Source organism: Novosphingobium sp. APW14 (assembly GCF_032337075.1).
In the GTDB taxonomy this organism is placed as follows: Bacteria; Pseudomonadota; Alphaproteobacteria; order Sphingomonadales; family Sphingomonadaceae; genus Novosphingobium.
This window is the reverse complement of the sequence record NZ_JAVYAB010000007.1, coordinates 105,021-124,186: the sequence shown is the minus strand read 5'-3', so window position 1 is coordinate 124,186 and position 19,166 is coordinate 105,021. Positions and strand designations below refer to the sequence as shown.

General features: G+C 61.6%; 20 protein-coding genes. 5 read left to right on the top strand and 15 right to left on the bottom strand.

Translation table 11 applies throughout. The features are described from left to right. The first annotated feature begins 76 nt into the window (after positions 1–76). On the top strand, positions 77–706 hold the full coding sequence (locus RQP55_RS10215; protein WP_315610089.1) for a helix-turn-helix domain-containing protein: 630 nt from the start codon (positions 77–79) through the stop codon (positions 704–706). On the opposite strand, the gene RQP55_RS10210 is transcribed toward RQP55_RS10215, so the two are convergent. The 6 genes from RQP55_RS10210 to RQP55_RS10185 form a co-directional block, all read right to left on the bottom strand. Further along, positions 677–1,915 carry an MFS transporter gene (locus RQP55_RS10210; protein WP_315610088.1) on the bottom strand — a complete coding sequence of 413 codons (1,239 nt, stop codon included), beginning with the start codon at positions 1,913–1,915 and terminating at the stop codon, positions 677–679. The genes RQP55_RS10215 and RQP55_RS10210 overlap by 30 nt on opposite strands. Beyond that, positions 1,912–3,090: a saccharopine dehydrogenase family protein gene (locus RQP55_RS10205; protein WP_315610087.1), complete on the bottom strand. Its 1,179-nt coding sequence runs from the start codon at positions 3,088–3,090 to the stop codon at positions 1,912–1,914. The genes RQP55_RS10210 and RQP55_RS10205 overlap by 4 nt, the downstream gene beginning before the upstream one ends. A gap of 112 nt (positions 3,091–3,202) precedes the next feature. After that, positions 3,203–3,757 carry a dCTP deaminase gene (dcd, locus tag RQP55_RS10200; RefSeq protein ID WP_315610086.1) on the bottom strand — a complete coding sequence of 185 codons (555 nt, stop codon included), beginning with the start codon at positions 3,755–3,757 and terminating at the stop codon, positions 3,203–3,205. Between the two features lie 85 nt (positions 3,758–3,842). Further along, the gene (locus RQP55_RS10195; protein WP_315610085.1) at positions 3,843–4,841 is read right to left on the bottom strand and encodes a GDP-mannose 4,6-dehydratase; all 999 of its coding nucleotides are present in this window, start codon (positions 4,839–4,841) and stop codon (positions 3,843–3,845) included. Between the two features lie 120 nt (positions 4,842–4,961). Then, positions 4,962–5,399 (bottom strand): hypothetical protein, encoded by a 438-nt coding sequence (locus RQP55_RS10190; protein WP_315610084.1) that lies wholly within the window; start codon positions 5,397–5,399, stop codon positions 4,962–4,964. A gap of 2 nt (positions 5,400–5,401) precedes the next feature. Beyond that, positions 5,402–6,517, bottom strand: coding sequence for a hypothetical protein (locus tag RQP55_RS10185; RefSeq protein WP_315610083.1), 1,116 nt, complete (start codon positions 6,515–6,517; stop codon positions 5,402–5,404). A 110-nt stretch (positions 6,518–6,627) separates the two neighbouring features. Between RQP55_RS10185 and wecB the strand changes: the two genes are divergently transcribed. Continuing rightward, complete coding sequence (gene wecB, locus RQP55_RS10180; RefSeq protein WP_315610082.1) at positions 6,628–7,767, top strand: non-hydrolyzing UDP-N-acetylglucosamine 2-epimerase; 1,140 nt, start codon at positions 6,628–6,630, stop codon at positions 7,765–7,767. Beyond that, positions 7,745–9,040, top strand: a complete 1,296-nt coding sequence (wecC, locus tag RQP55_RS10175; RefSeq protein ID WP_315610081.1) for a UDP-N-acetyl-D-mannosamine dehydrogenase — start codon at positions 7,745–7,747, stop codon at positions 9,038–9,040. The genes wecB and wecC overlap by 23 nt, the downstream gene beginning before the upstream one ends. Here the strand turns inward: wecC and RQP55_RS10170 are convergent. The 9 genes from RQP55_RS10170 to RQP55_RS10130 form a co-directional block, all read right to left on the bottom strand. Next, the gene (locus RQP55_RS10170) at positions 9,037–9,261 is read right to left on the bottom strand and encodes a hypothetical protein (protein ID WP_315610080.1); all 225 of its coding nucleotides are present in this window, start codon (positions 9,259–9,261) and stop codon (positions 9,037–9,039) included. The genes wecC and RQP55_RS10170 overlap by 4 nt on opposite strands. A gap of 4 nt (positions 9,262–9,265) precedes the next feature. Next, the gene (locus tag RQP55_RS10165; protein WP_315610079.1) at positions 9,266–9,604 is read right to left on the bottom strand and encodes a DUF952 domain-containing protein; all 339 of its coding nucleotides are present in this window, start codon (positions 9,602–9,604) and stop codon (positions 9,266–9,268) included. Between the two features lie 9 nt (positions 9,605–9,613). Beyond that, entirely contained in the window at positions 9,614–9,901 is a 288-nt protein-coding gene (locus RQP55_RS10160; RefSeq protein ID WP_315610078.1) for a DUF1294 domain-containing protein, read from the bottom strand. Between the two features lie 179 nt (positions 9,902–10,080). Further along, positions 10,081–10,323 (bottom strand): hypothetical protein, encoded by a 243-nt coding sequence (locus RQP55_RS10155; RefSeq protein WP_315610077.1) that lies wholly within the window; start codon positions 10,321–10,323, stop codon positions 10,081–10,083. Positions 10,324–10,694: 371 nt separating this feature from the next. Continuing rightward, the gene (locus RQP55_RS10150; protein WP_315610076.1) at positions 10,695–11,243 is read right to left on the bottom strand and encodes a hypothetical protein; all 549 of its coding nucleotides are present in this window, start codon (positions 11,241–11,243) and stop codon (positions 10,695–10,697) included. Then, positions 11,240–12,238 (bottom strand): hypothetical protein, encoded by a 999-nt coding sequence (locus tag RQP55_RS10145; RefSeq protein ID WP_315610075.1) that lies wholly within the window; start codon positions 12,236–12,238, stop codon positions 11,240–11,242. Before RQP55_RS10145 ends, RQP55_RS10150 begins: the two co-directional genes overlap by 4 nt. Positions 12,239–12,341: 103 nt before the next feature. Further along, positions 12,342–13,403 carry a ribonucleotide-diphosphate reductase subunit beta gene (locus RQP55_RS10140; protein WP_315610074.1) on the bottom strand — a complete coding sequence of 354 codons (1,062 nt, stop codon included), beginning with the start codon at positions 13,401–13,403 and terminating at the stop codon, positions 12,342–12,344. A gap of 65 nt (positions 13,404–13,468) precedes the next feature. Then, positions 13,469–13,672 carry a hypothetical protein gene (locus RQP55_RS10135; RefSeq protein ID WP_315610073.1) on the bottom strand — a complete coding sequence of 68 codons (204 nt, stop codon included), beginning with the start codon at positions 13,670–13,672 and terminating at the stop codon, positions 13,469–13,471. A gap of 29 nt (positions 13,673–13,701) precedes the next feature. Continuing rightward, on the bottom strand, positions 13,702–15,693 hold the full coding sequence (locus RQP55_RS10130) for a ribonucleoside-diphosphate reductase subunit alpha (protein ID WP_315610150.1): 1,992 nt from the start codon (positions 15,691–15,693) through the stop codon (positions 13,702–13,704). Between the two features lie 591 nt (positions 15,694–16,284). On the opposite strand from RQP55_RS10130, the gene RQP55_RS10125 reads away from it, so the two are divergent. Beyond that, positions 16,285–16,545: a GlsB/YeaQ/YmgE family stress response membrane protein gene (locus RQP55_RS10125; protein ID WP_315610072.1), complete on the top strand. Its 261-nt coding sequence runs from the start codon at positions 16,285–16,287 to the stop codon at positions 16,543–16,545. A 196-nt stretch (positions 16,546–16,741) separates the two neighbouring features. Next, positions 16,742–19,096, top strand: a complete 2,355-nt coding sequence (locus RQP55_RS10120; RefSeq protein ID WP_315610071.1) for a phytanoyl-CoA dioxygenase family protein — start codon at positions 16,742–16,744, stop codon at positions 19,094–19,096. Positions 19,097–19,166 lie beyond the last annotated feature (70 nt).

Below are 19,166 nucleotides of genomic sequence, written 5' to 3'. Positions count from 1 at the left end.
TTGATTGGCCCGAGTCGCAATTGACTATTTGGTCAGATTATTGACAGATGACCGAATGGTCAAGTAAGCCAAGCCCATGACAGCAGCGCCGCTCCACCCCCGCGCCCAGCGCACCTATCGCGCGCTGGTCGATGCCGGACTTGAACTGCTGGCGAAGCGCCCGATCGACGCCCTAGCGATTGACGAAATCGTTGCGCGGGCCGGCGTCGCCAAAGGTAGCTTCTTCAACCATTTTACGGACAAGGCCGCTTTCGGCGAAGCGATTGGGACCGAAATCCGCACCGAGTTGGAGCAGCGGATCGGAACGGCCAATGCCGGCGTAACCGATCCGATCGAGCGCCTGGCTGGCGGCATGCGCATCGGCCTTGCCTTTGCCCTCGAAGAGCCGCGCAAGACGGCAATCATGCTGCGCAATGCCAGCAACTCAACCCTGCGCGACCAGCCGCTCAATCAGGGCGTTTCTGCAGACATGAACGCAGCGGTTGCGACCGGACGGTTGCGACCGGAGGCCCGGCAGAGCGGGGTGCGTTTCTGGCTGGGCCTGTGCCAGGTACTGATGGTCAATGCGATTGAGCGCCAGATCGATCTGGCCGAGGGCGCGCGCCGGCTGGAGGAAATGCTGGTGCTTGCACTCACTGGGCTTGGCCTCACAGCCCACGACGCCGCAGGCTATGCCTCAGCCAGCGCGGGGCTGCTCGACCGTTAACGGGGGCAGGCGCACGGCCCAAACAAGGACCGCCCCCAGGGTGAGCGACGCCATCCCAATGCCTTGGGCAAGTTCATAGCTGCCCAGCTTGTCATGCAGCCAGCCGACCCCGACAATCCCGATCCCGTTGCCGATCCAGCTGAAGCCATGGAGCGCGCCATAGATCGTGCCGTACTGGGTAATCGGGAAGCGCCGGGCAATGAAATAGGCAAAGAGATCAATCTCCACGCCCTGCTGCAATCCGATCATCGCGGCGGCGATGATGACAGCAGGAAGCAGCTGGTCGGTCAACAGCAGCAGCAGAAAGCCGCTGCCCGGAATGATCGTGAACACCAGGGCGACCACTTGTGGACGGAAGGTATCGAGCAGCCATCCGCCGCCAAGCCGGCCAACGAACTGCCCGATGGCAAAGATCGAAACCGCCAGCGCGCCCGTGGCCGGGCCAAAACCTTCTTCCTGGATGATCGGGGAAAGCTGACCGACAAAGCCCGCTGTGGCGAGGCCCATGGCGATGATGCTGGCCGCCATAAGCTGAAAATCGCGGGTCTTGAGGAACGACCAGTCGCTCGTTCCGCCACCGCCTGCGGCACCGGCATAGGCGCGGCTGGCGCTCGCCGGGACGATAAAGGCCACCGCCGGCATCCCGACCAGCGCCATGAAGCCGGCAAGGGCAAGGAACCCGCCCCGCCAGCCGTAATTGGCAATCATCGGCTCCAGCACCTGTGGTGCAGCGATCGCAAACAGCGACGTGCCGGTGGCAACCAGTCCCAGCGCGCGCCCGCGATACCTGCGGAAGTGTGCATTGACCGGGCGGGTAATCACCACGGCTGTCGTACCGACTCCGAAGAAGCCCAGCACGGCAATGGTGATCGCCATGTGCAACAGGGTGGTCGAAAACAGCACCGACAACACTTGCCCGATGATCACGATCGCGGCTGTACCAAGGTAGATCGGCTTGAACCCAAACCGGTCCGCGGCCCGGCCGATCACCACGGCCCCGAGCGCGCCGGTTACGATCAATGCCTGCACCGAACCCAACTCGCCGCGCGAAACGCCCAGTTCCTGCGACAGCGGGAGGACGAACATATTGAAGGTGAAGAACAGCAGCACGATCCCCGCGCCCGCACCGAGCGCGCAGCCGAGCACGATCCGCCAGCCAACCGTCCACTCGCTCTCCTCGGCGGGGAGCGGCGCGAGGGTTTCGGTCATTCCTCTACCGCAAAGGTAATCTCGGCATGGTCCTGCAGGCGCTTGACCAGGGCTTCGCCGAGCAATGCGCCCGGCGTGGCAATGCCGCCGCCGGCCTGGCAATCGAGCAAGGCGATCCCGGTCTCGGCGATCATCCGGCTGGTTGAACCATAGCCGGGATCGAAGCGGCCCTTCACGCCATAGCGCAGCTCCTTGCCGTCGGGCCATTCGCCAACGAACAGAACATCGTAGAAGCCATTCTCGCGTTCTTCCGGCGTCGGCCCCTCGCCCGGTTTGGGTGGCTTGGCCCCGAACGGGTTCTTGAGCATTTCGGCAACGGCATGGGCCGCCTTTTCGCCCAGTTCGCCCGGGCTGGTCAGCATCATCTCGTCATACTTGAAGTCGGCGCCATAGGGATGGCCGAGCAGGAAGTTGGTGCGATGGACGTTCTTGGTATTGATCGTCGCCATGATGAACGGGGCGGCCCACTTGCCCAACCTGTCATCATATTCGGGCAGCAGGCCCATCGGCTGGCTCGGCCCTTCAAAGCCCGGGGTCAGGCCAAACGGGCTTTGCAGGATCGGGATCAGGCTGGGCTTCTTCGCCACGGACTTCATTGTTTCGGTCAGGCTCGCCGCCGTCCCGCCCGAGAAGGTGCCCTGCATCGCCCGGACCCGACCCTTCACGCGCGGGGCTGCGCTGCCGAAGCGAGCCTTGGCTTCCTGCTGCAGCATGAAGACGCCCAGGTCGAAGGGAATCGAATCGAAGCCCGAGGAAAACGCGATCCGCGCCCCGCTGGCCTTGGCCGCCTCATGATAGGCATCAATCATTTCGCGCATCCAGCCGGGCTCGCCGCACAGGTCGGCATAGTCAGTCCCAGCGGCAACGCAGGCCTTGAGCAGCGGCTCGCCATAAAGCTGATACGGGCCAACCGTTGTCACGACCACGCGGGTGCTTTCCGCCAGCGCCTGCATGCTGGCTGGATCATCCGAATTGGCGACCACCAGGGGCGTATCGGCCGGCGCGCCGATCAGGTCGCGCACCTCGGCCAGTTTATCGGCCGAACGCCCTGCCATGGCCCATTTGGGCCCTTTCCCCTGATAATGATGCGCCAGGTATTCGGCGACAAGACGGCCGGTGTAGCCGGTCGCGCCATAAACCACGATATCGAAGGGACGGTCTGCCTTGGCAGTCATGATTGCTCTCCATTGCCCGAATCTGGCGTCGGTATGGCGCGCAAATGGCCACAGTTCGGTGGCGTTGTAAAACGGGTTTAGTCTGCCGCTACGGCAGCGCCGTCAGCAAGGATCAAAGCTTGGGCAGCGTGACCCCCCGCTGGCCCATGTATTTGCCGCTGCGGTCGGCATAGCTGGTCTCACACGGCTGGTCGCCTTGCAGGAACAGGAACTGGCAGGCCCCTTCGTTGGCATAGATCTTGGCGGGCAGCGGCGTGGTGTTCGAAAACTCCAACGTCACGTGGCCTTCCCATTCGGGCTCAAGCGGGGTGACGTTCACGATGATGCCGCAGCGGGCGTAAGTGCTCTTGCCCAGACAGATCACCAGCACATCGCGCGGAATGCGGAAATATTCGACCGTGCGCGCCAGCGCGAACGAGTTCGGCGGGATGATGCAGCAATCGGTCTTCACATCGACGAAGCTGTGGTCCGAAAAGTTCTTGGGATCGACCACCGCCGAATGGACATTGGTGAAGATCTTGAACTCGTCCGCCACCCGCGCGTCATAGCCATAGGACGAAAGGCCATAGCTGATGCAGCCATCGCGCTTCTGGTGCTCAACGAACGGCTCAATCATGCCCGAACGTTGGGCTTCGCCGCGGATCCACTTGTCGGAAAGAATCGCCATGGCAGGGTGATTGCCGATGCGTCACGGCGGGGCAAGGCGGCAGTGCCCATTTTCCCCTCCCGCTTGCAGAAGGGGCGATGAAATCTCACACCCCGTGATAATCCCGGTACCAACGCACAAAGCCTGAGACACCCATCTCGATGCTGGTGGTGGGGGCATAGCCCAGGTCACGCCGGATCGCGGCAATATCGGCATAGGTGGCGGGAACATCGCCCGGCTGCATCGGCTGGAAATCGATCACCGCCTTGCGGCCGCAGGCCTCTTCCAGCAGGCCAACCACCTTCATCAGGTGTTCGGACTGGCTATTGCCGATGTTGTAAAGCCGGTGCGGTTTCACGCTGCCGCCCGCCTTTTCCAGCCCGTCATCGGGCGGTGGATTGTCCAGGCTGGCCAGCACTCCGGCGATGATATCGTCAATGTGGGTGAAATCGCGCCACATCTCGCCCTGGTTGAACACCGGGATCGGTTCGCCCGCCAAGATCTTTTGCGTGAAGATCCACAGCATCATGTCCGGCCGCCCCCACGGGCCATAGACGGTGAAGAACCGCAGGCCCGTTTGCGGCAGGCGATAGAGGTGGGCATAGCTTTCGCTGATCAGCTCATCCGCGCGCTTGGTGGCGGCATAGAGCGATACGGGGTGATCGCTGCGATCCTCCACGGCAAAGGGCAGCTTGGTATTGCCGCCATAGACCGAGCTGGAACTGGCATAGACCAGGTGGTCCAGCTGCCGGTGCCGCGCGAATTCCAGCAGGTTGACATGCCCCACCAGGTTCGACTGGACATAGGCATGGGGGTTTTCGATCGAATAGCGCACCCCGGCCTGGGCACCAAGGTGGACCACGCGGTCGATCTGCTCACCCGCGAGGGCTGCATCGAGCGCGGGCATGTCGGCAAAGTCGACCTGGTGGAACGTGAAGCGATCACCCGCCTCCGCCGCCAGCGCACCGAGCCGGTCCTGCTTCAGGCTGACGGCATAGTAATCGTTGAGGTTATCGATCCCGACAACGCTGTCCTCCCGGGCAACCAGCGCCCGGGCCAGGTGAAAGCCGATAAAGCCGGCCACGCCGGTGACGAGAACACGCATAAGGCCTTGATAACCGCGTATACCGGGCGATGTCGAGTACAGGGCTAGCTCGCCGCGATTCAGAGGTACAGTAAGCAGGCTAAACCCGCTTTAGCCTTTCTCTTAACCCAGCCGATGGCCCTACGGCTCCGTCGGCAACGGGTAATAGTTTGCCCTGCCGACCAGCACAGCTTCGACCGGCTCCTCATCTTCTTCGTCGCCCAGATGCGGACACCAGATCGCCAGGCTATATTTGTGCGAAGTTGCCCCCTCATGATCGATCACCGCATCGGGATCGAATTGCTTCACGAACGCAAGCGCCTGCCGCACCGGCAGCGCCAAGATATCGACGCCGCCCAAGAGCGCGCGGGAAGGCTCCGTCACCTCAAACGCTTCGAGATGTCCATTATCGTCGTAATAGGCGAGCGCGCCTTCATCGACATAATGGTCTGAAGCAAAACTTTGGTCATGCTGCGTGAACTTCTCTGGTACTATCCCCATCCGCCGATGAACGGTTTGTTCGTCCATGCCGAATTCTAGATCATTTGCGCCTTTCAGTGGGTGAAGCACGAAGTCCATTTTTACAATCCCCTCGCTCGTGTGTATTCTAACATCTGCTTTATGGCTTCATCGTATTTCGAGCCAAATAATTTCCGAACATCTTCGATGTCCATATCTTGCGCCTCGGAGAATCTGCCCGTTTTAATCAATTTTTCCTGCATTTCGCGGTATGGCTTTGCGCCCGATCTATTCCCGAAAGAAGCTGTTCTTTTATGATCTGAAGCAGTCATTGCAATCGAAGGCCCCTCGGACCGGCGCACGTGGCTGATCGAATCGGCCGGCATGTGGTGCGAATGATGGCCCTTTAGCTTGCGCTCAACCTTATGTGCCCCGCCCAATTGTACAACTGCTTCCGCAGCCGGTTGAGCCGTTCCTGCGGCGCGTGACGTGCGGCCAAGCAGGCCGCCAATTTTTCCAGCAGCAGCGCCAATTGGAATGGCCCCTGACACCGCAAGAAAATCGCGAAGCTCGCCGGCACCGCTGGCAATGTTGGTCGCCCCGGCGGCTATGTCGACTGGAGCCAACCCGGCCCGGACTATCTCGATGACTGATCGGTCGGCGATCTTTTGGCGTTCGTCGAGAATCCGCCGATTGTCGTCCAGTCGGCGCTGAAACTCTTCAAGATCTGCCTTAATCGTCGGATGCGGGTTCAGCCCGGCTTCCTTGCGCAAAAGGTCTAACTGAGCTTGGCGTTTGTTGAGTTCAAAATAGCTATCGGCATTGCTTGTCTGGGATTCGACCCGATCAAGAACAAAGGCACTGTGAAAGCCATTCTCGCGCGGGCTAGTTGGCGATCCGGCGTGCCGACCGGGACTTGCCTCCACTGGCCCCTGATCTGGAACAGGCCGGGTAACCTGTTCTCGCCTAGCTTGCCGGGAGGGAGCAGCCGTAGCACGCGCAGCCTGGATTCTGGCACCAGCATATCCGGCCGTAGCGGTCGCACCGCTCGCAGTTGTGAACCTCCCTAGTCGGTCATGATACGGATTGAATTTTTGCTCATACCTGGCTCGCCATTGTCGACTGGTCAGTCGCTCTCCTGTGCGCAGGTAATGTTCAAAGGCCAGCCGATTAGCCGACTTGCTTTCGGTCAAATGGAACGCGGACATTGCAAAGCTCCGTGCGGAAATCTGGAACATTGCAAGAACATTCCTACATCGCAATTGTTTTTCATTGGTTTAATGTCCAAAGTGGAGCTGCGATGCCTAGCTTTAAGCGCGATTAACCCGCAGGTGTTATCCGCAGCCCCATGACCAACCCCGCCAAGATCCTGATCGTGTTCGGCACCCGCCCGGAAGCGATCAAGCTGTTCCCCGTGATCCGCGCGCTGGAGGTCGATCCGCGCTTCCGCCCGGTCGTCTGCGTTTCGGCGCAGCACCGGCAGATGCTGGATCAGGTGCTGGAAATTGCCGGGATTGTCCCCGATCATGACCTGAACCTGATGCAGCCGGGCCAGACGCTGGACAGCCTGACCGCGCTGTTGCTGACCCGGCTGGGCGCGGTGATGGATGCCGCGCAGCCCGAGCGGGTGATCGTCCAGGGCGATACGGCCACGGCGATGGCCGGGGCGCTGGCGGCCTATTACCGCAAGATCCCGGTCGATCATGTCGAGGCGGGGCTGCGCTCGGGCAATATCTATCACCCCTGGCCGGAAGAGGTGAACCGCAAGATCATTGGCAGCATCGCCAGCCTGCACTTCGCGCCGACCGCCGTCGCTGCGGGCAAGCTGCTCGCGGAGCAGGTTCCCGCTGACCGGGTCCACGTAACTGGCAATACCGTGATCGACGCGCTCAAATGGGTGCAGACGCGCATTGTTGCCAAGCCAGCGCTGGCGGGGGACCTGGCCGATCTGGAAAGGCTGTTCGCGGGCCGCCGGATCATCGGCGTGACCAGCCATCGGCGCGAGAACTTTGGCGAGGGCATGGCCAACATTGCCCAGGCAATCCGGCAGATTGCCGTGCGGCAGGACGTGGCGGTGATCTTTCCGGTGCACCTCAATCCCAATGTCCGCGCGGTGATGAACCAGGCGCTGGGCGGGCTATCCAATGTCGCGCTGATCGAGCCGCTCGATTACCCGCACTTTGTCCGCCTGCTCTCGATCGCAGAGATCATGCTGACTGACAGCGGCGGGGTGCAGGAAGAGGCGCCGGCGCTTGGCAAGCCGGTGCTGGTGATGCGCGAGACGACCGAGCGGCCCGAGGGCGTGAGCGCCGGAACCGCCAGGCTGGTGGGGACCGATGCTACTCGGATCGTTACGGAATTGTTCAATCTTCTCGACGATAAGGCGGCCTACGAGGCCATGGCGCGGGCGCACAATCCCTTTGGGGACGGGCAATCCGCGGGCCGTATCGTGGAGCTGATCGGGAATGAAATCGGACACAAAGCCTGACGTTTGCGTCGTCGGGCTGGGCTATATCGGGCTGCCGACCGCCGCGATCGCTGCGCGCGCAGGATGTGTGGTCCACGGCGTCGACGTGGCGCACCAGGTGATCGAGACGATCAACCGCGGCGCCATCCACATCGAAGAGGTGGACCTCGACGGACTGGTCCAGGGGGTCGTTGCGCGCGGCATGCTCAAGGCCTCGACCGAAGTGGCCCCGGCCGACGTATTCATCATCGCCGTGCCCACCCCCTTCGATGCCGACCATGCGCCGGATGTGTCGCATGTCCTCGCCGCGGGGGAGGCGGTGGCAAGCGTGCTCAAGCCGGGCGACACGGTGATCCTTGAATCCACCTCGCCCGTCGGCACGACCGAGGCGCTGCGCGACCTGATCGCCGCGCGCCGGCCCGACCTGAAATGCCCCGGCCTGACCAGCGACATCCCCGACCTGTCGATCGCCTATTGCCCCGAACGGGTGCTGCCCGGCCGGATCCTGGAAGAGCTGGCGGGCAACGACCGCTCGATCGGCGGGATCACGCCGCGCTGCGCGCGCAAGGCGCTGGCCTTCTACAAGCTGTTCGTGCGCGGTGACTGCGTGACCACCGACAGCCGCAGCGCCGAGATGACCAAGCTGGTCGAGAACGCCTATCGCGACGTCAACATCGCCTTTGCCAACGAGCTGTCGATCGTGGCTGACCGGATGGGGCTGGACGTGTGGGAGGTGATCCGCCTCGCCAACCGGCACCCGCGGGTCAACATCCTGCAGCCGGGGCCGGGCGTGGGCGGGCACTGCATCGCGGTCGACCCGTGGTTCATTGTCCACGGCGCGCCCGAGCATACCCCGCTGATCCGCACTGCGCGCGGGGTCAACGATGCCAAGATCCACCACGTGATCGCCCGGGCCGAAGCGCTGATCGCCGCGCACCCCGCGGCCCGCGTTGCCTGCCTGGGGCTGGCCTTCAAGGCCAATATCGATGACTTCCGCGAAAGCCCGGCGCGGCTGGTGGCGGCCACCCTGGCGCGCAAGTTCGGCAGCCGGATCACGGTGGTTGAACCCTATGCCACTGCGCTGCCGCGCGAGTTTGCCGATACCGCCGCCAAGCTGATCGACCTCGACACCGCGCTTGAACAGGCCGAGATCCTGCTGGTGCTGGTTGACCATGACCAGTTCAAGGCCGTCCCCCTGGCCGAGCGCGCGGGCAAGCTGGTTTACGACACCCGCGGCATCTGGCTGGACCAGCCCGCCGCGCCAAAGCTGCCGGCGCTGCGCAAGGCGGGTTAGTCCCCCGCGCCGCCACCGTCTGCACCGCCACCGTCGGCGCTGCCACCATCTGCGCTATCGGCATCGGCCGCGTCATCCTGATCGCGGTCTGAACCGGGGTGCGCCGGCCCCGCATCGCCGCCGCCAGTGCCGCGCTTGTCGGCGCTGCGCAGGTTGCGCGCCAGCGCCGGGCCGATCGCGATCAGCACCACGGCGAGGGCAATCCAGATGGCATAGGACATGGGTTCAGGCTCCTCTGTTTTCAGACGACTGCTGCCGTTCCACCCGCAGCACGGCGGACAGCGGCAGCGGGGCGTAGCAGTGCGGGAACAGGGCGCCGCCGCGGGAGACTTCCCAGCGGATCGCCTGGCCCAGCGCGGTCAGGTCCACTTCGGCGATGACCAGCCCGGCCTGCCCGGCAAAGTGCTTGTCCAGCGTGCCCTGCAACTGGTCGATTGCAGAGAGGTGGATATAGCCATCGGCCAGATCGACCGGGGCGCCGTGGAACACCCCCTCTCCCTCAAACTGCGCCCATTGATCGGCGGTGAGGATCTTGAAGGCGGTGGTGGGGTGGGCGCTGTCCATGGCCTGCCCCTATCGCATCGCGTCGAAGGCTGCCAGCGCCACCAGCTGCGCCGCCGCGATCAGGTGCAGCCGGCGCACGAAGGGCTGCTTGCGGGTCTTGTGGCGGAAGAGCGTGCGGGCCGCATAGGCGCCCGGCGTGCCGCCCAGCGCGGCGAGCAGCAGCAAGGTGGACTCCGGCGTGCGGCGGGTGGCGGCCGCGGCGCGCGCCTTGTCGATCGCGAAGGCGGCAAAGGTCATCAGGTTGAGCGCCGCCAGGGCGGCAGCAGGCGCGGTGGCAGGAGCAAGCAAGGTCTGCATGCCCCCGCCCTAGCCGCAAAGCCCGGCCAAGTCGCCATTCGCGGCGGATCGCCGTGCCGGTTCCCCCGGGTGGCGTGACGGGGGGGAATGCCGGCCACCCGGGGTATGGTCCCGGTGCATGACCGGGAAAGCGCGGCGGCGGACCGGCGGTTTGGGGGCGCCGGTCCGCCAGCCAGCACCTACTTGCCCGCCGGGGTCGCGTCAGCAGGAGCAGGGCTGGCTTTCGGGCTCGCAGCGCGGGTGGCGCTGGAATTGGGCAGGTTGACCGGAACGGCCGGCTCAGTCGGGTTCTCGGCCACCCATTCGCTGCTCGGCGCGGTTGGCTCGGCCGAGGCCGACTGCCGCTCGGCCGGCTTGCTGCACCCGGCCAGCGCCAGCAGCGCGGCAGTGGCGGTCAGCGGGGTCAGGGCAATGCGGATCATCGGACGACTCCTGCGGTTGATACAGGTGTTATTGCCTGGTTTGGGCGGCGCGTCTGTGATCGGGATCAAATTTGCCTTGGCAACAAAACCCCTGGCGGCAGCGTGATGCTAATGTGGACAGAGTGGACAGTGCGTCCACTTTTTCCAACAGGCCGAAACCCGCGGATTTCCAAAGCATTCAGCGCCAAAACCGGGCTGCTGGTGGCGCGTGGCCAGAAAAAAGCCATGCGCGCGGGGATCGACGATTGGAAAGAGCGGGCGCGATCATACCAGCCGGAGCGGGTGTAGGAAAACGCGGAGGCCATGAACAGCAATGATCAGCGCCGCCTTAAGGATAGATTTGAGGCGTGCACTTGATCATCGGCATTTGGTCATGGCTCGTCGGTCCGGCGAACTCTAGGCAATTCGGCACCCTCAAACGCTTTTCGTATAATCTCCGGTGCTTTGCCAGCATCAGCTCTAGCGAGCGAATTGGTGACGTCATCCATCATGTCCGCTTGGATGTTAGCCAGCGTAACGTCGGACATTATGAGGAATAAAATTGACAAAATAACCATCGAATCTAGCAGACCTAAAATCGCAGGAATTAGCCACGGTACTATCTGTCCATTATCTTCAGGCCCCAGACTCGAAACGAATAGATTAATGACAATAGCAATTACGAATACAAAAAATGTTTGAACGTATGATCGGACAAGTGCCCGGAATGCGCGGGTCGCAACTAAGGATTGCGATGGCGCTACTTTTTCATAGGGTATTGTCGGCATACCTCGCGCCAATCGCACGAAGACCGCAGCGAGCAGAACAGACAGCAAAATTGGTAATTTTTCGGATAAACGAACTAAGATTGCCCCAAAAGGCGTCATGGCTGCCGAGGAGGCGGCGGCAATTACTAACAAGAGGGAGAGTGCCCACTTCATTTCAGGACAATCTTCTGATCCTCTACCCAACGCTGGAGTGTTGTAACGAGTCTATCCGTTGCATGATCAAAGTCGATCAAAATCGTCGTGTCCAAAGCAACTTCGAAAGGCCGGTTCATTTCCAAGATCACGCTTCCTTGGTTGATCGCCCCCTCACTGCCCGTGATACCAACGAGACCGTCATCTAAGTTTGCTAATTCAGTCACAACGTCCCGGATTGCCGCCTTAACTTTCTCATCTCGAGGTCCTGCAACTGACCATTGGACGTCCGCTACGAGGCGATTCTTTTCTCCTAGCGAGTCAATCAGCTTCTCGAACGATTTTTGCGGTAAGATCGCCTGAACAACCTCCTCGGCCTTACTCCACGCCACGGTTTGTGCACCAAGCCTGGTCCTGATCTCCTTGTCGATTCCGAGAGCAACTCCGGCCCCCGAACCAGATCGGCCTCGGATTCGAAATTTCGAAACCCGCCCAATGTCATTGCCAATCATGCTGCGATCAACCTCAGCAACCAAAGTAGTCCGTGACCCCACAAGTTTGTTCAGCAACCAATTCAAATAGGGCTGGATATCGACTTTTCTAAAACCCTTTACCGTCACAAAAAGAAAGTGATTATGCCTTGCATAAAAATAACAGAGCCCTTGGACAAAATCTTCATTTTCACCTGCAGACTGATCTGCAATTTCGAACAGAGTTGACACTGTTTTTGAGGTCAGCCGCCGAGTTTGTTCGGTTCTCTTCAGTATCGGCTGCAATAGTCCAGGCACGACTTCACAAATAATTCCAGCAATACCATCAACCACGTCAGCAAATTCATTGAGAAGAAACTCTCTCCCCCCGTGGTGGTGAACCATCACTCGCTCGGCCGGAGACTCGGAAAATCGCACGCCCGGTGCGACTTCAGCCTCCAGGCATTGCCGAAGTAACTCTTCTAGAGTCTGTTTAAAGTCGTGATCTGCCCTGCGGTAATTTACGGTAAGCTGCCGAACTCCCATCCGAGGGCCTCCACTGGCAAGAGGTTGCGGCATAGACAAAAAGCCCCCGCGAAACCTGTTGGTTTCACGGAGGCTATGGCATTACAGCAATGATAACAAGCGGTTATTCCGCCGCAACAACCCCCTCGGCGCCGAACATGTCGGGCAGGCTGGCGTCGGCTTCGTTGGCGGCTTCGCCCACGCTCTTGGCATTACGGCGGCTGTCGAAGTTGGACCAGACGTCCTGCCAGTTGCCGCGGGTCGCGCCCTTGGAATATTCGGTGGCGCGGGTTTCGAAGAAGTTGGCGTGTTCCACCCCGTTGAGCAGCGGGGCGAGCCAGGGCAGCGGGTGGTCTTCGACCATGTAGATCGCCGGCAGGCCCAGCTGGCCCAGACGCCAATCGGCGATGTAGCGGATGTAGCGCTTGATTTCCTTGGGGCTCATCCCCGGAACCGGGCCCTGTTCAAACGCGAGGTCGATAAAGGCATCTTCCAGCCGCACGGTCTTCTGGCAGCAATCGATGATGTCTTCCTTGACCGCCTTGGTCAGGCAGCCGCGTTCCTTGGTGAAGGCGTGGAACAGCTTGACGATGCCTTCGCAGTGGAGGCTTTCATCGCGCACCGACCAGCTGACGATCTGGCCCATGCCCTTCATCTTGTTGAAGCGCGGGAAGTTCATCAGCATGGCGAAGGAGGCGAAGAGCTGAAGCCCTTCGGTGAAGCCGCCGAACATCGCCAGGGTGCGGGCGATATCCTCGTCCGTATCGACCCCGAAGGTGTGCAGGTAATCGTGCTTGGCCTTCATTTCCTCGTATTCAAGGAACATGCCGTATTCGGCCTCGGGCATGCCGATCGTGTCAAGCAGGTGCGAATAGGCGGCGATGTGGACCGTCTCCATGTTGGAGAAGGCGGCCAGCATCATCTTCACCTCGGTCGGCTTGAAGACGCGGGCGTACTTTTCGTGGTAGCAATCCTGCACCTCGACATCGGCCTGGGTGAAGAAGCGGAAGATCTGGGTGAGCAGGTTACGCTCTGACTCAGAGATCTTCTGCGCCCAATCGCGGCAGTCTTCGCCCAGCGGCACCTCTTCCGGCATCCAGTGGATCTGCTGCTGCCGCTTCCAGAACTCATAAGCCCAGGGATATTCGAAGGGCTTGTAGGTCTTGCGGGCTTCAAGAAGGGACATCGATTACGACTCCGAATGAGCGAACAGGGGTATAGCACAAAATGCGATGCAGCGCGGGGCCGGCATCACGGCAGCAATTCCAGCGCCTGAGCGCGGGTCAACAGGGTGACCAACAGCAGGCTGGCGCCGCCAAAGGCCAAAAGCATCGTTCCAGCGATCCGCCGGGCATAACGGGCCGGTGCGCCCGCCTGGCGCCGGGTCAGGATGACCAGCCCGGCGATGGTCGCCAGACTGCCAACCCCAGCCAGAGCAAGGCGGCCGCTATCCATGCGTCAGGCCCGGATGGCCAGCTGGGCGATCACTGACACGCGAGGCATTCCTCGTAGTCAGTGGCCGGGGCCAGTTCCATCACCGGCGCATCGGCGGTGTTGTCTGCCTCTACCCCGCCGGCGAAACCAGCGCGCTGCACCGACTTCGAGCGCAGGTAGTAGAGCGACTTGATGCCCTTCTCCCAGGCCTGGAAGTGCAGCATCATCAGGTCCCACTTATCGACATCGGCCGGGATGTAGAGGTTCAGGCTCTGCGCCTGGTCGATATAGGGAGTGCGGTCTGCCGCGAATTCAAGCAGCCAGCGCTGGTCGATTTCGAAGCTGGTCTTGTAAACCGCCTTTTCCTCTGGGCTGAGGAAATCGAGGTGCTGGACCGAACCGCCGCGTTCCAGGATCGAATTCCAGACGTTGGTCGAATCCTTCGACTTCGCCTGAAGCAGCTTTTCCAGATAGGGGTTCTTGACCACGAACGAGCCCGACAGGGTCTTGTGGGTGTAGATGTTGGCCGGGATCGGCTCGATGCAGGCGGAAGTGCCGCCGCAGATGATGCTGATCGACGCAGTCGGCGCGATCGCCATCTTGCAGCTGAAGCGCTGCATCACGCCCATGTCGGCGGCATCCGGGCAGGCGCCCCGTTCCTGGGCCAGCAGCAGCGAAGCCTCATCCGCCTTGGCGGCGATGTGCTTGAACATCTTGAGGTTGAGCGCCTTGGCCATCGCGCTTTCAAAGCCGATGCCCTTCTGCTGCAGGAACGAGTGGAAGCCCATCACGCCCATGCCGACCGAACGTTCGCGCGCGGCGGAATACTTGGCGCGGGCCATCTCGTCGGGCGCGCGATCGATATAGTCCTGCAGCACGTTATCGAGGAAGCGCAGCACGTCTTCGACGAAGCGCTCATCCTTGTTCCACTCATCCCAGGTTTCGAGGTTGAGCGAGGACAGGCAGCACACCGCGGTGCGATCGTTGCCAAGGTGGTCAACACCGGTCGGCAGGGTGATTTCCGAGCAGAGGTTCGAGGTTGAAACCTTGAGCCCCAGATCGCGGTGATGCTTGGGCATCATCCGGTTCACGGTATCGGAGAAGACGATATACGGCTCACCCGTGGCGAGGCGGGTTTCGACCAGCTTCTGGAACAGGCTGCGGGCATCGACCGTGCCGCGCACCGACCCGTCCTTGGGGCTGCGCAGGTTGAATTCGGCGCCATCGCGGACGGCTTCCATGAACTCGTCGGTCAGCAGCACGCCGTGGTGGAGGTTGAGCGCCTTGCGGTTGAAGTCCCCCGAGGGCTTGCGGATTTCGAGGAACTCCTCAATCTCCGGGTGCGACACGTCGAGATAGCAGGCGGCCGAGCCGCGGCGCAGCGAACCCTGCGAGATCGCGAGGGTCAGGCTGTCCATCACGCGGACGAAGGGAATGATCCCGCTGGTCTTGCCGTTCAGGCCAACCGGTTCACCAATGCCGCGGACCTGGCCCCAATAGGTGCCGATGCCGCCGCCGCGCGAAGCGAGCCAGACATTCTCGTTCCAGGTGCCGACGATCCCTTCAAGGCTGTCCGACACCGAATTGAGGTAGCACGAGATCGGCAGGCCGCGGCCGGTGCCGCCGTTCGACAGAACCGGGGTGGCCGGCATGAACCACAGCTTGGAGATGTAATCATACAGACGCTGGGCGTGCGCCTCATCATCGGCATAGGCATCGGCAACACGGGCGAACAGGTCCTGGTACCGCTCACCCGGCAGCAGGTAGCGGTCATCCAGGGTGTCCTTGCCGAAATCGGTCAGCAGGGCATCGCGGGCATGATCGACTTCGATCTGGAAGCGGCGCGGCTGGACCGACTTGGAATCATCAAGCTTCGGCGCAGCAACAGCCTTGGCAAGCGCATCGGCAGCAGCCTGAGCCACCAATGCCTCGGAACCGGAATCAGCCTTGTCCGCCATGCTTACAGCCGGGCCCTTGCCCGCCTCCTTCTGCTTCGTCTTCACCGGCGCGTCAGCCGCCGCAAATGCATCAAGCTCGCCCATCGTCGGCTCGTCCCCGGACCTGAATTCCACGTGCTGCCCCTTGTAAACCTATTGCCTGCCCCACGCGGTTCCCGGACCATTCCGGAACCACGCCATGTTCCACATTCGTTCGAATCGACAGCCAGGCTGCGATCCTACCAGAGCAGGTGAACAAAGGGGGAAAAACTTATCCCCGTTCTGTCCCCAGCGCTGTCCATTCCGGCACCCGGTTAGCAACCTCTTCTGACCGAATCCGACCCTGTTCACGCCTTTCGCGCGCCCCGAGCCGAAATCTAGGTCTAGAGGTCCCCCCAAGTGCTGGACCACAACCTATAGTGCCCAATCCCGAATCCCGCGCAAGAGGGTAAATCACCTGTTCATCTTCCCCTTAGGCGCATTCCAGAGCGCAGGACCGCTCGGCATCACAGCGACGCGCGGGAAATCCGCCACTGACGCGGGACGCAAGAGTCAAAGTGAATCTGTGAAAAAATTTTTGTCCGGGGAGAGGGGCTCCGGTCCCTTGACTAACGATAGAATCGACGGCCGCAATGAACTTGCGCGGGCCGGTTTTGAGACTAGTCTGAAACCCCTATTCAAAGGAACGCGGCCACCATGCTGAATCTCATCGGGATTATCGTCACGGGCTTCTGCGTCGGGGTGCTGGCACGCTACTTTTATCCCGGCGCGGTGGAGATGGGGTTCTGGATGACGGTGCTGCTTGGCATCGGCGGCGCATTGGTGGCCGGGTCGCTTGGATCGATGGCCAAGGGCCAGAACGCGGCCACCGGGATCAACCGCACCGGCTGCCTGTCGTCGCTGCTGGGGGCCATGCTGCTGATCTTCATCGGCCGCCAGCTCGGCTGGGGATTCTGACGCGCTAGCGCACTCCCGCCAGCAGCCACCGCGCATTGTGCCGCGGCCCAGCCGCCCCGGATCAGACCCCGCAGCACTTCAGCCACTGCAAGAACTGTGGTTTGGCAAACGTTTACTTTTCCGCGTTAACCACCCTGGCAACCCATCCGCACCGTGATCGGACCAAAAATCCGGTCGGGCCCAAGGACGTTGCCGCATGCCAGTAATCCAGAAAATGACACGCTTCGACCAGTCGATGATCTGGTCGCTACTGCACCGGTTCTATGCTGAAGCCGGGCCCGAAGCCTGGTCCAGCCACATCGTGCCCCAGCGCAGCACATCGAACGCCTTTTGCGCCGACACCTATGCCGCGATCGTTGCCGCCTTCTTCAAGGAGCTGGCGGCCGAGGGCAACAGCAAGCCGCCCGTGATCATCGAGCTGGGCGGCGGCAGCGGCCGGTTTGCCTGGCAGTTCCTTAACCGCCTGATCAACTATCACTTCGGCGATGGCGTAGAATGCCCGGAATTCACTTACCTGCTGACCGACGGCGCCGCCAAGAACGTCGAAGGCTGGAAGCAAAAGGACCGCTTTGCCCCGCTGTTCGAAAGCGGGGTGCTGGAAGTGGCGCAACTGCTGATCGAATCCGATCCGGTGATCCGCACCGACAATGGCGATTTGAAGCCGGCCGATTTTGCCGACCGACCGGTGATCATCATCGCCAATTACCTTTTCGATTCAATCACGTCCAACATGGTGCGCATCCGCAACCATGGGATTGAGCAGGTCTATGTTGAGCTCCAATCGACAACCCAGGGCTTCCTGAAAAAGCCGATTACCTCATTCGCAAGCCTGACATCGCGGTTCGAGAGCAGGCCGGTCAAGGGCGATCCGACCGGCCATCCCTTCATCGACGCAGCGCTGCGCCGCTATGCCGAGCGGCCGGGCGATTTCCACGTGGTGATCCCGCGGACCTGCATCGAATTCATCGAAAAATTCCTGAACCGGGATACGCCGCTGCTGCTGCTGGCGGGTGACCTGGCCTATTCCGATCCGTCAGAGTTTGCCCTGGCCAATCCGCTGATCTTCGACAGCTATTTCGCGCACAATACCAACCTGCACATCTTTGGCGAACTGTTCGGCACGCACGGCGGCGCGATGCAATCGCAACGCCACAAGGACATCAATTTCAGCTGCAGCCTGTTCTCTCTGCCCGGCAAGAACCGCTGGCAGGATCTTGGCCTGGCCCGCACGCGCGAAACCGCGCAGGCCCTGCTGAAGGACTTCAACCCCTATGACGCGCACGAACTGATCGACCTGGTCGAAGGTTCGGCCCGGCACATGTCGATCCGGCAGGCCATGGCCCTGATCCGGTTTGCCCGGTTCGATCCGGATGTCGCTGCGATCTGTCTGCCACAACTGCTGCGCAATGTGGAACAGGGTGAGGAACGGATCGACCGGCAGCAGATCTATGAAACCTATATGGAGGCCTTCCGGGCCTATTTGCCGGATGGTTCTGACGTATACTTCGATTGCGGCATGGCCGAACTGTTTATGCTGCTGGACTACAATACCCAGGCACTGAACCTGATCGACCATACGATCCGCGAATTCGGAGAAAACGCGCCGCGGCGGTTTGCCAGCGCCATGGCGCTGCTCAATCTTGGCGATGATGATCGGGCGGAGCAGGCCGCGCGGCGGGCATTGGCCCTTGATCCGCAATTCGCGCCGGCGCTGCGTATGATCGCAGACCTGTTTGACCCCGCGCCGGTTGCGGCCGAAGCGGGGACAACCACCAGCTATGCTCACCTGACGGTGACCAACAAGGACCCCGAGGTGTCGGCCAAGGCAGCCGAGCTGCTTGCCGAGCGTGGCGCAGTGCTGATTGAGGACCTGATCCATCCCGATGTGGTGGCCCAGCTGCGCGATGCCCTGCCCGAACGCGTGCGCGATTGGCACGCCTCCGAACTGGGCAAGCCAAATAATGTGGGTGACAAGCGCTATACCGTGCCGATCCGCCTGCAAGCACCGTTCGACAATGCATCGGTCTATGCCAATGCAACCCTGCTTGACGTGCTGACGCGGGTGATGGGTGAGAAGCCTGTGCTCCACGCTTTCGGCGCGGTTACCACGCATGAAGGGGCGCGGATGCAGCATGTCCACCGCGAACATCCGCTGCTGTTTCACACCGATGCGGGCAATGCCAATGTGCCCTGCTATGCCACGACCATCTTGGTCCCGCTGATCGATCTGGATGAGGAAGCGGGCGGCACGCAGCTGTGGGAAGGCACCCATACCACGGCCCGCAGCCAGACCTGGTCGGGCGATCCGCACATCGTCTATACCAAGGCGGGCAGCGCCCTGGTGATGGACTATCGCACCTATCACGGCGGGATGCCTTGCCGCGCGGCCCACGGGCGGCCGCTGCTTTACTTCTCTTTCGCCATGCCCTGGTTCCACGACACCCTGGCATTCGAATCCCACGCAGCGCTAGGAATTTCCGATCGCGAATGGCTGAACGTGCCCGAACGGCACCGCGACCTGTTCCGCTTTGCCAAGCGGATTGCTGCCTGACGCCCGTTAACCTTTGGCGGGCGAATCCGACCCGCTTCGAGACAGGCGATTTTCCGTGGTTGGCGAAATC

Coding starts and splice junctions, on each gene's coding strand:
- RQP55_RS10215 (WP_315610089.1), top strand. CDS start 77: ATGACAGCAGCGCCGCTCCACCCCCGCGCCCAGCGCACCTATCGCGCG.
- RQP55_RS10210 (WP_315610088.1), bottom strand. CDS start 1,915: ATGACCGAAACCCTCGCGCCGCTCCCCGCCGAGGAGAGCGAGTGGACG.
- RQP55_RS10205 (WP_315610087.1), bottom strand. CDS start 3,090: ATGACTGCCAAGGCAGACCGTCCCTTCGATATCGTGGTTTATGGCGCG.
- dcd (WP_315610086.1), bottom strand. CDS start 3,757: ATGGCGATTCTTTCCGACAAGTGGATCCGCGGCGAAGCCCAACGTTCG.
- RQP55_RS10195 (WP_315610085.1), bottom strand. CDS start 4,841: ATGCGTGTTCTCGTCACCGGCGTGGCCGGCTTTATCGGCTTTCACCTG.
- RQP55_RS10190 (WP_315610084.1), bottom strand. CDS start 5,399: ATGGACTTCGTGCTTCACCCACTGAAAGGCGCAAATGATCTAGAATTC.
- RQP55_RS10185 (WP_315610083.1), bottom strand. CDS start 6,517: ATGTTCCAGATTTCCGCACGGAGCTTTGCAATGTCCGCGTTCCATTTG.
- wecB (WP_315610082.1), top strand. CDS start 6,628: ATGACCAACCCCGCCAAGATCCTGATCGTGTTCGGCACCCGCCCGGAA.
- wecC (WP_315610081.1), top strand. CDS start 7,745: ATGAAATCGGACACAAAGCCTGACGTTTGCGTCGTCGGGCTGGGCTAT.
- RQP55_RS10170 (WP_315610080.1), bottom strand. CDS start 9,261: ATGTCCTATGCCATCTGGATTGCCCTCGCCGTGGTGCTGATCGCGATC.
- RQP55_RS10165 (WP_315610079.1), bottom strand. CDS start 9,604: ATGGACAGCGCCCACCCCACCACCGCCTTCAAGATCCTCACCGCCGAT.
- RQP55_RS10160 (WP_315610078.1), bottom strand. CDS start 9,901: ATGCAGACCTTGCTTGCTCCTGCCACCGCGCCTGCTGCCGCCCTGGCG.
- RQP55_RS10155 (WP_315610077.1), bottom strand. CDS start 10,323: ATGATCCGCATTGCCCTGACCCCGCTGACCGCCACTGCCGCGCTGCTG.
- RQP55_RS10150 (WP_315610076.1), bottom strand. CDS start 11,243: ATGAAGTGGGCACTCTCCCTCTTGTTAGTAATTGCCGCCGCCTCCTCG.
- RQP55_RS10145 (WP_315610075.1), bottom strand. CDS start 12,238: ATGGGAGTTCGGCAGCTTACCGTAAATTACCGCAGGGCAGATCACGAC.
- RQP55_RS10140 (WP_315610074.1), bottom strand. CDS start 13,403: ATGTCCCTTCTTGAAGCCCGCAAGACCTACAAGCCCTTCGAATATCCC.
- RQP55_RS10135 (WP_315610073.1), bottom strand. CDS start 13,672: ATGGATAGCGGCCGCCTTGCTCTGGCTGGGGTTGGCAGTCTGGCGACC.
- RQP55_RS10130 (WP_315610150.1), bottom strand. CDS start 15,693: ATGGGCGAGCTTGATGCATTTGCGGCGGCTGACGCGCCGGTGAAGACG.
- RQP55_RS10125 (WP_315610072.1), top strand. CDS start 16,285: ATGCTGAATCTCATCGGGATTATCGTCACGGGCTTCTGCGTCGGGGTG.
- RQP55_RS10120 (WP_315610071.1), top strand. CDS start 16,742: ATGCCAGTAATCCAGAAAATGACACGCTTCGACCAGTCGATGATCTGG.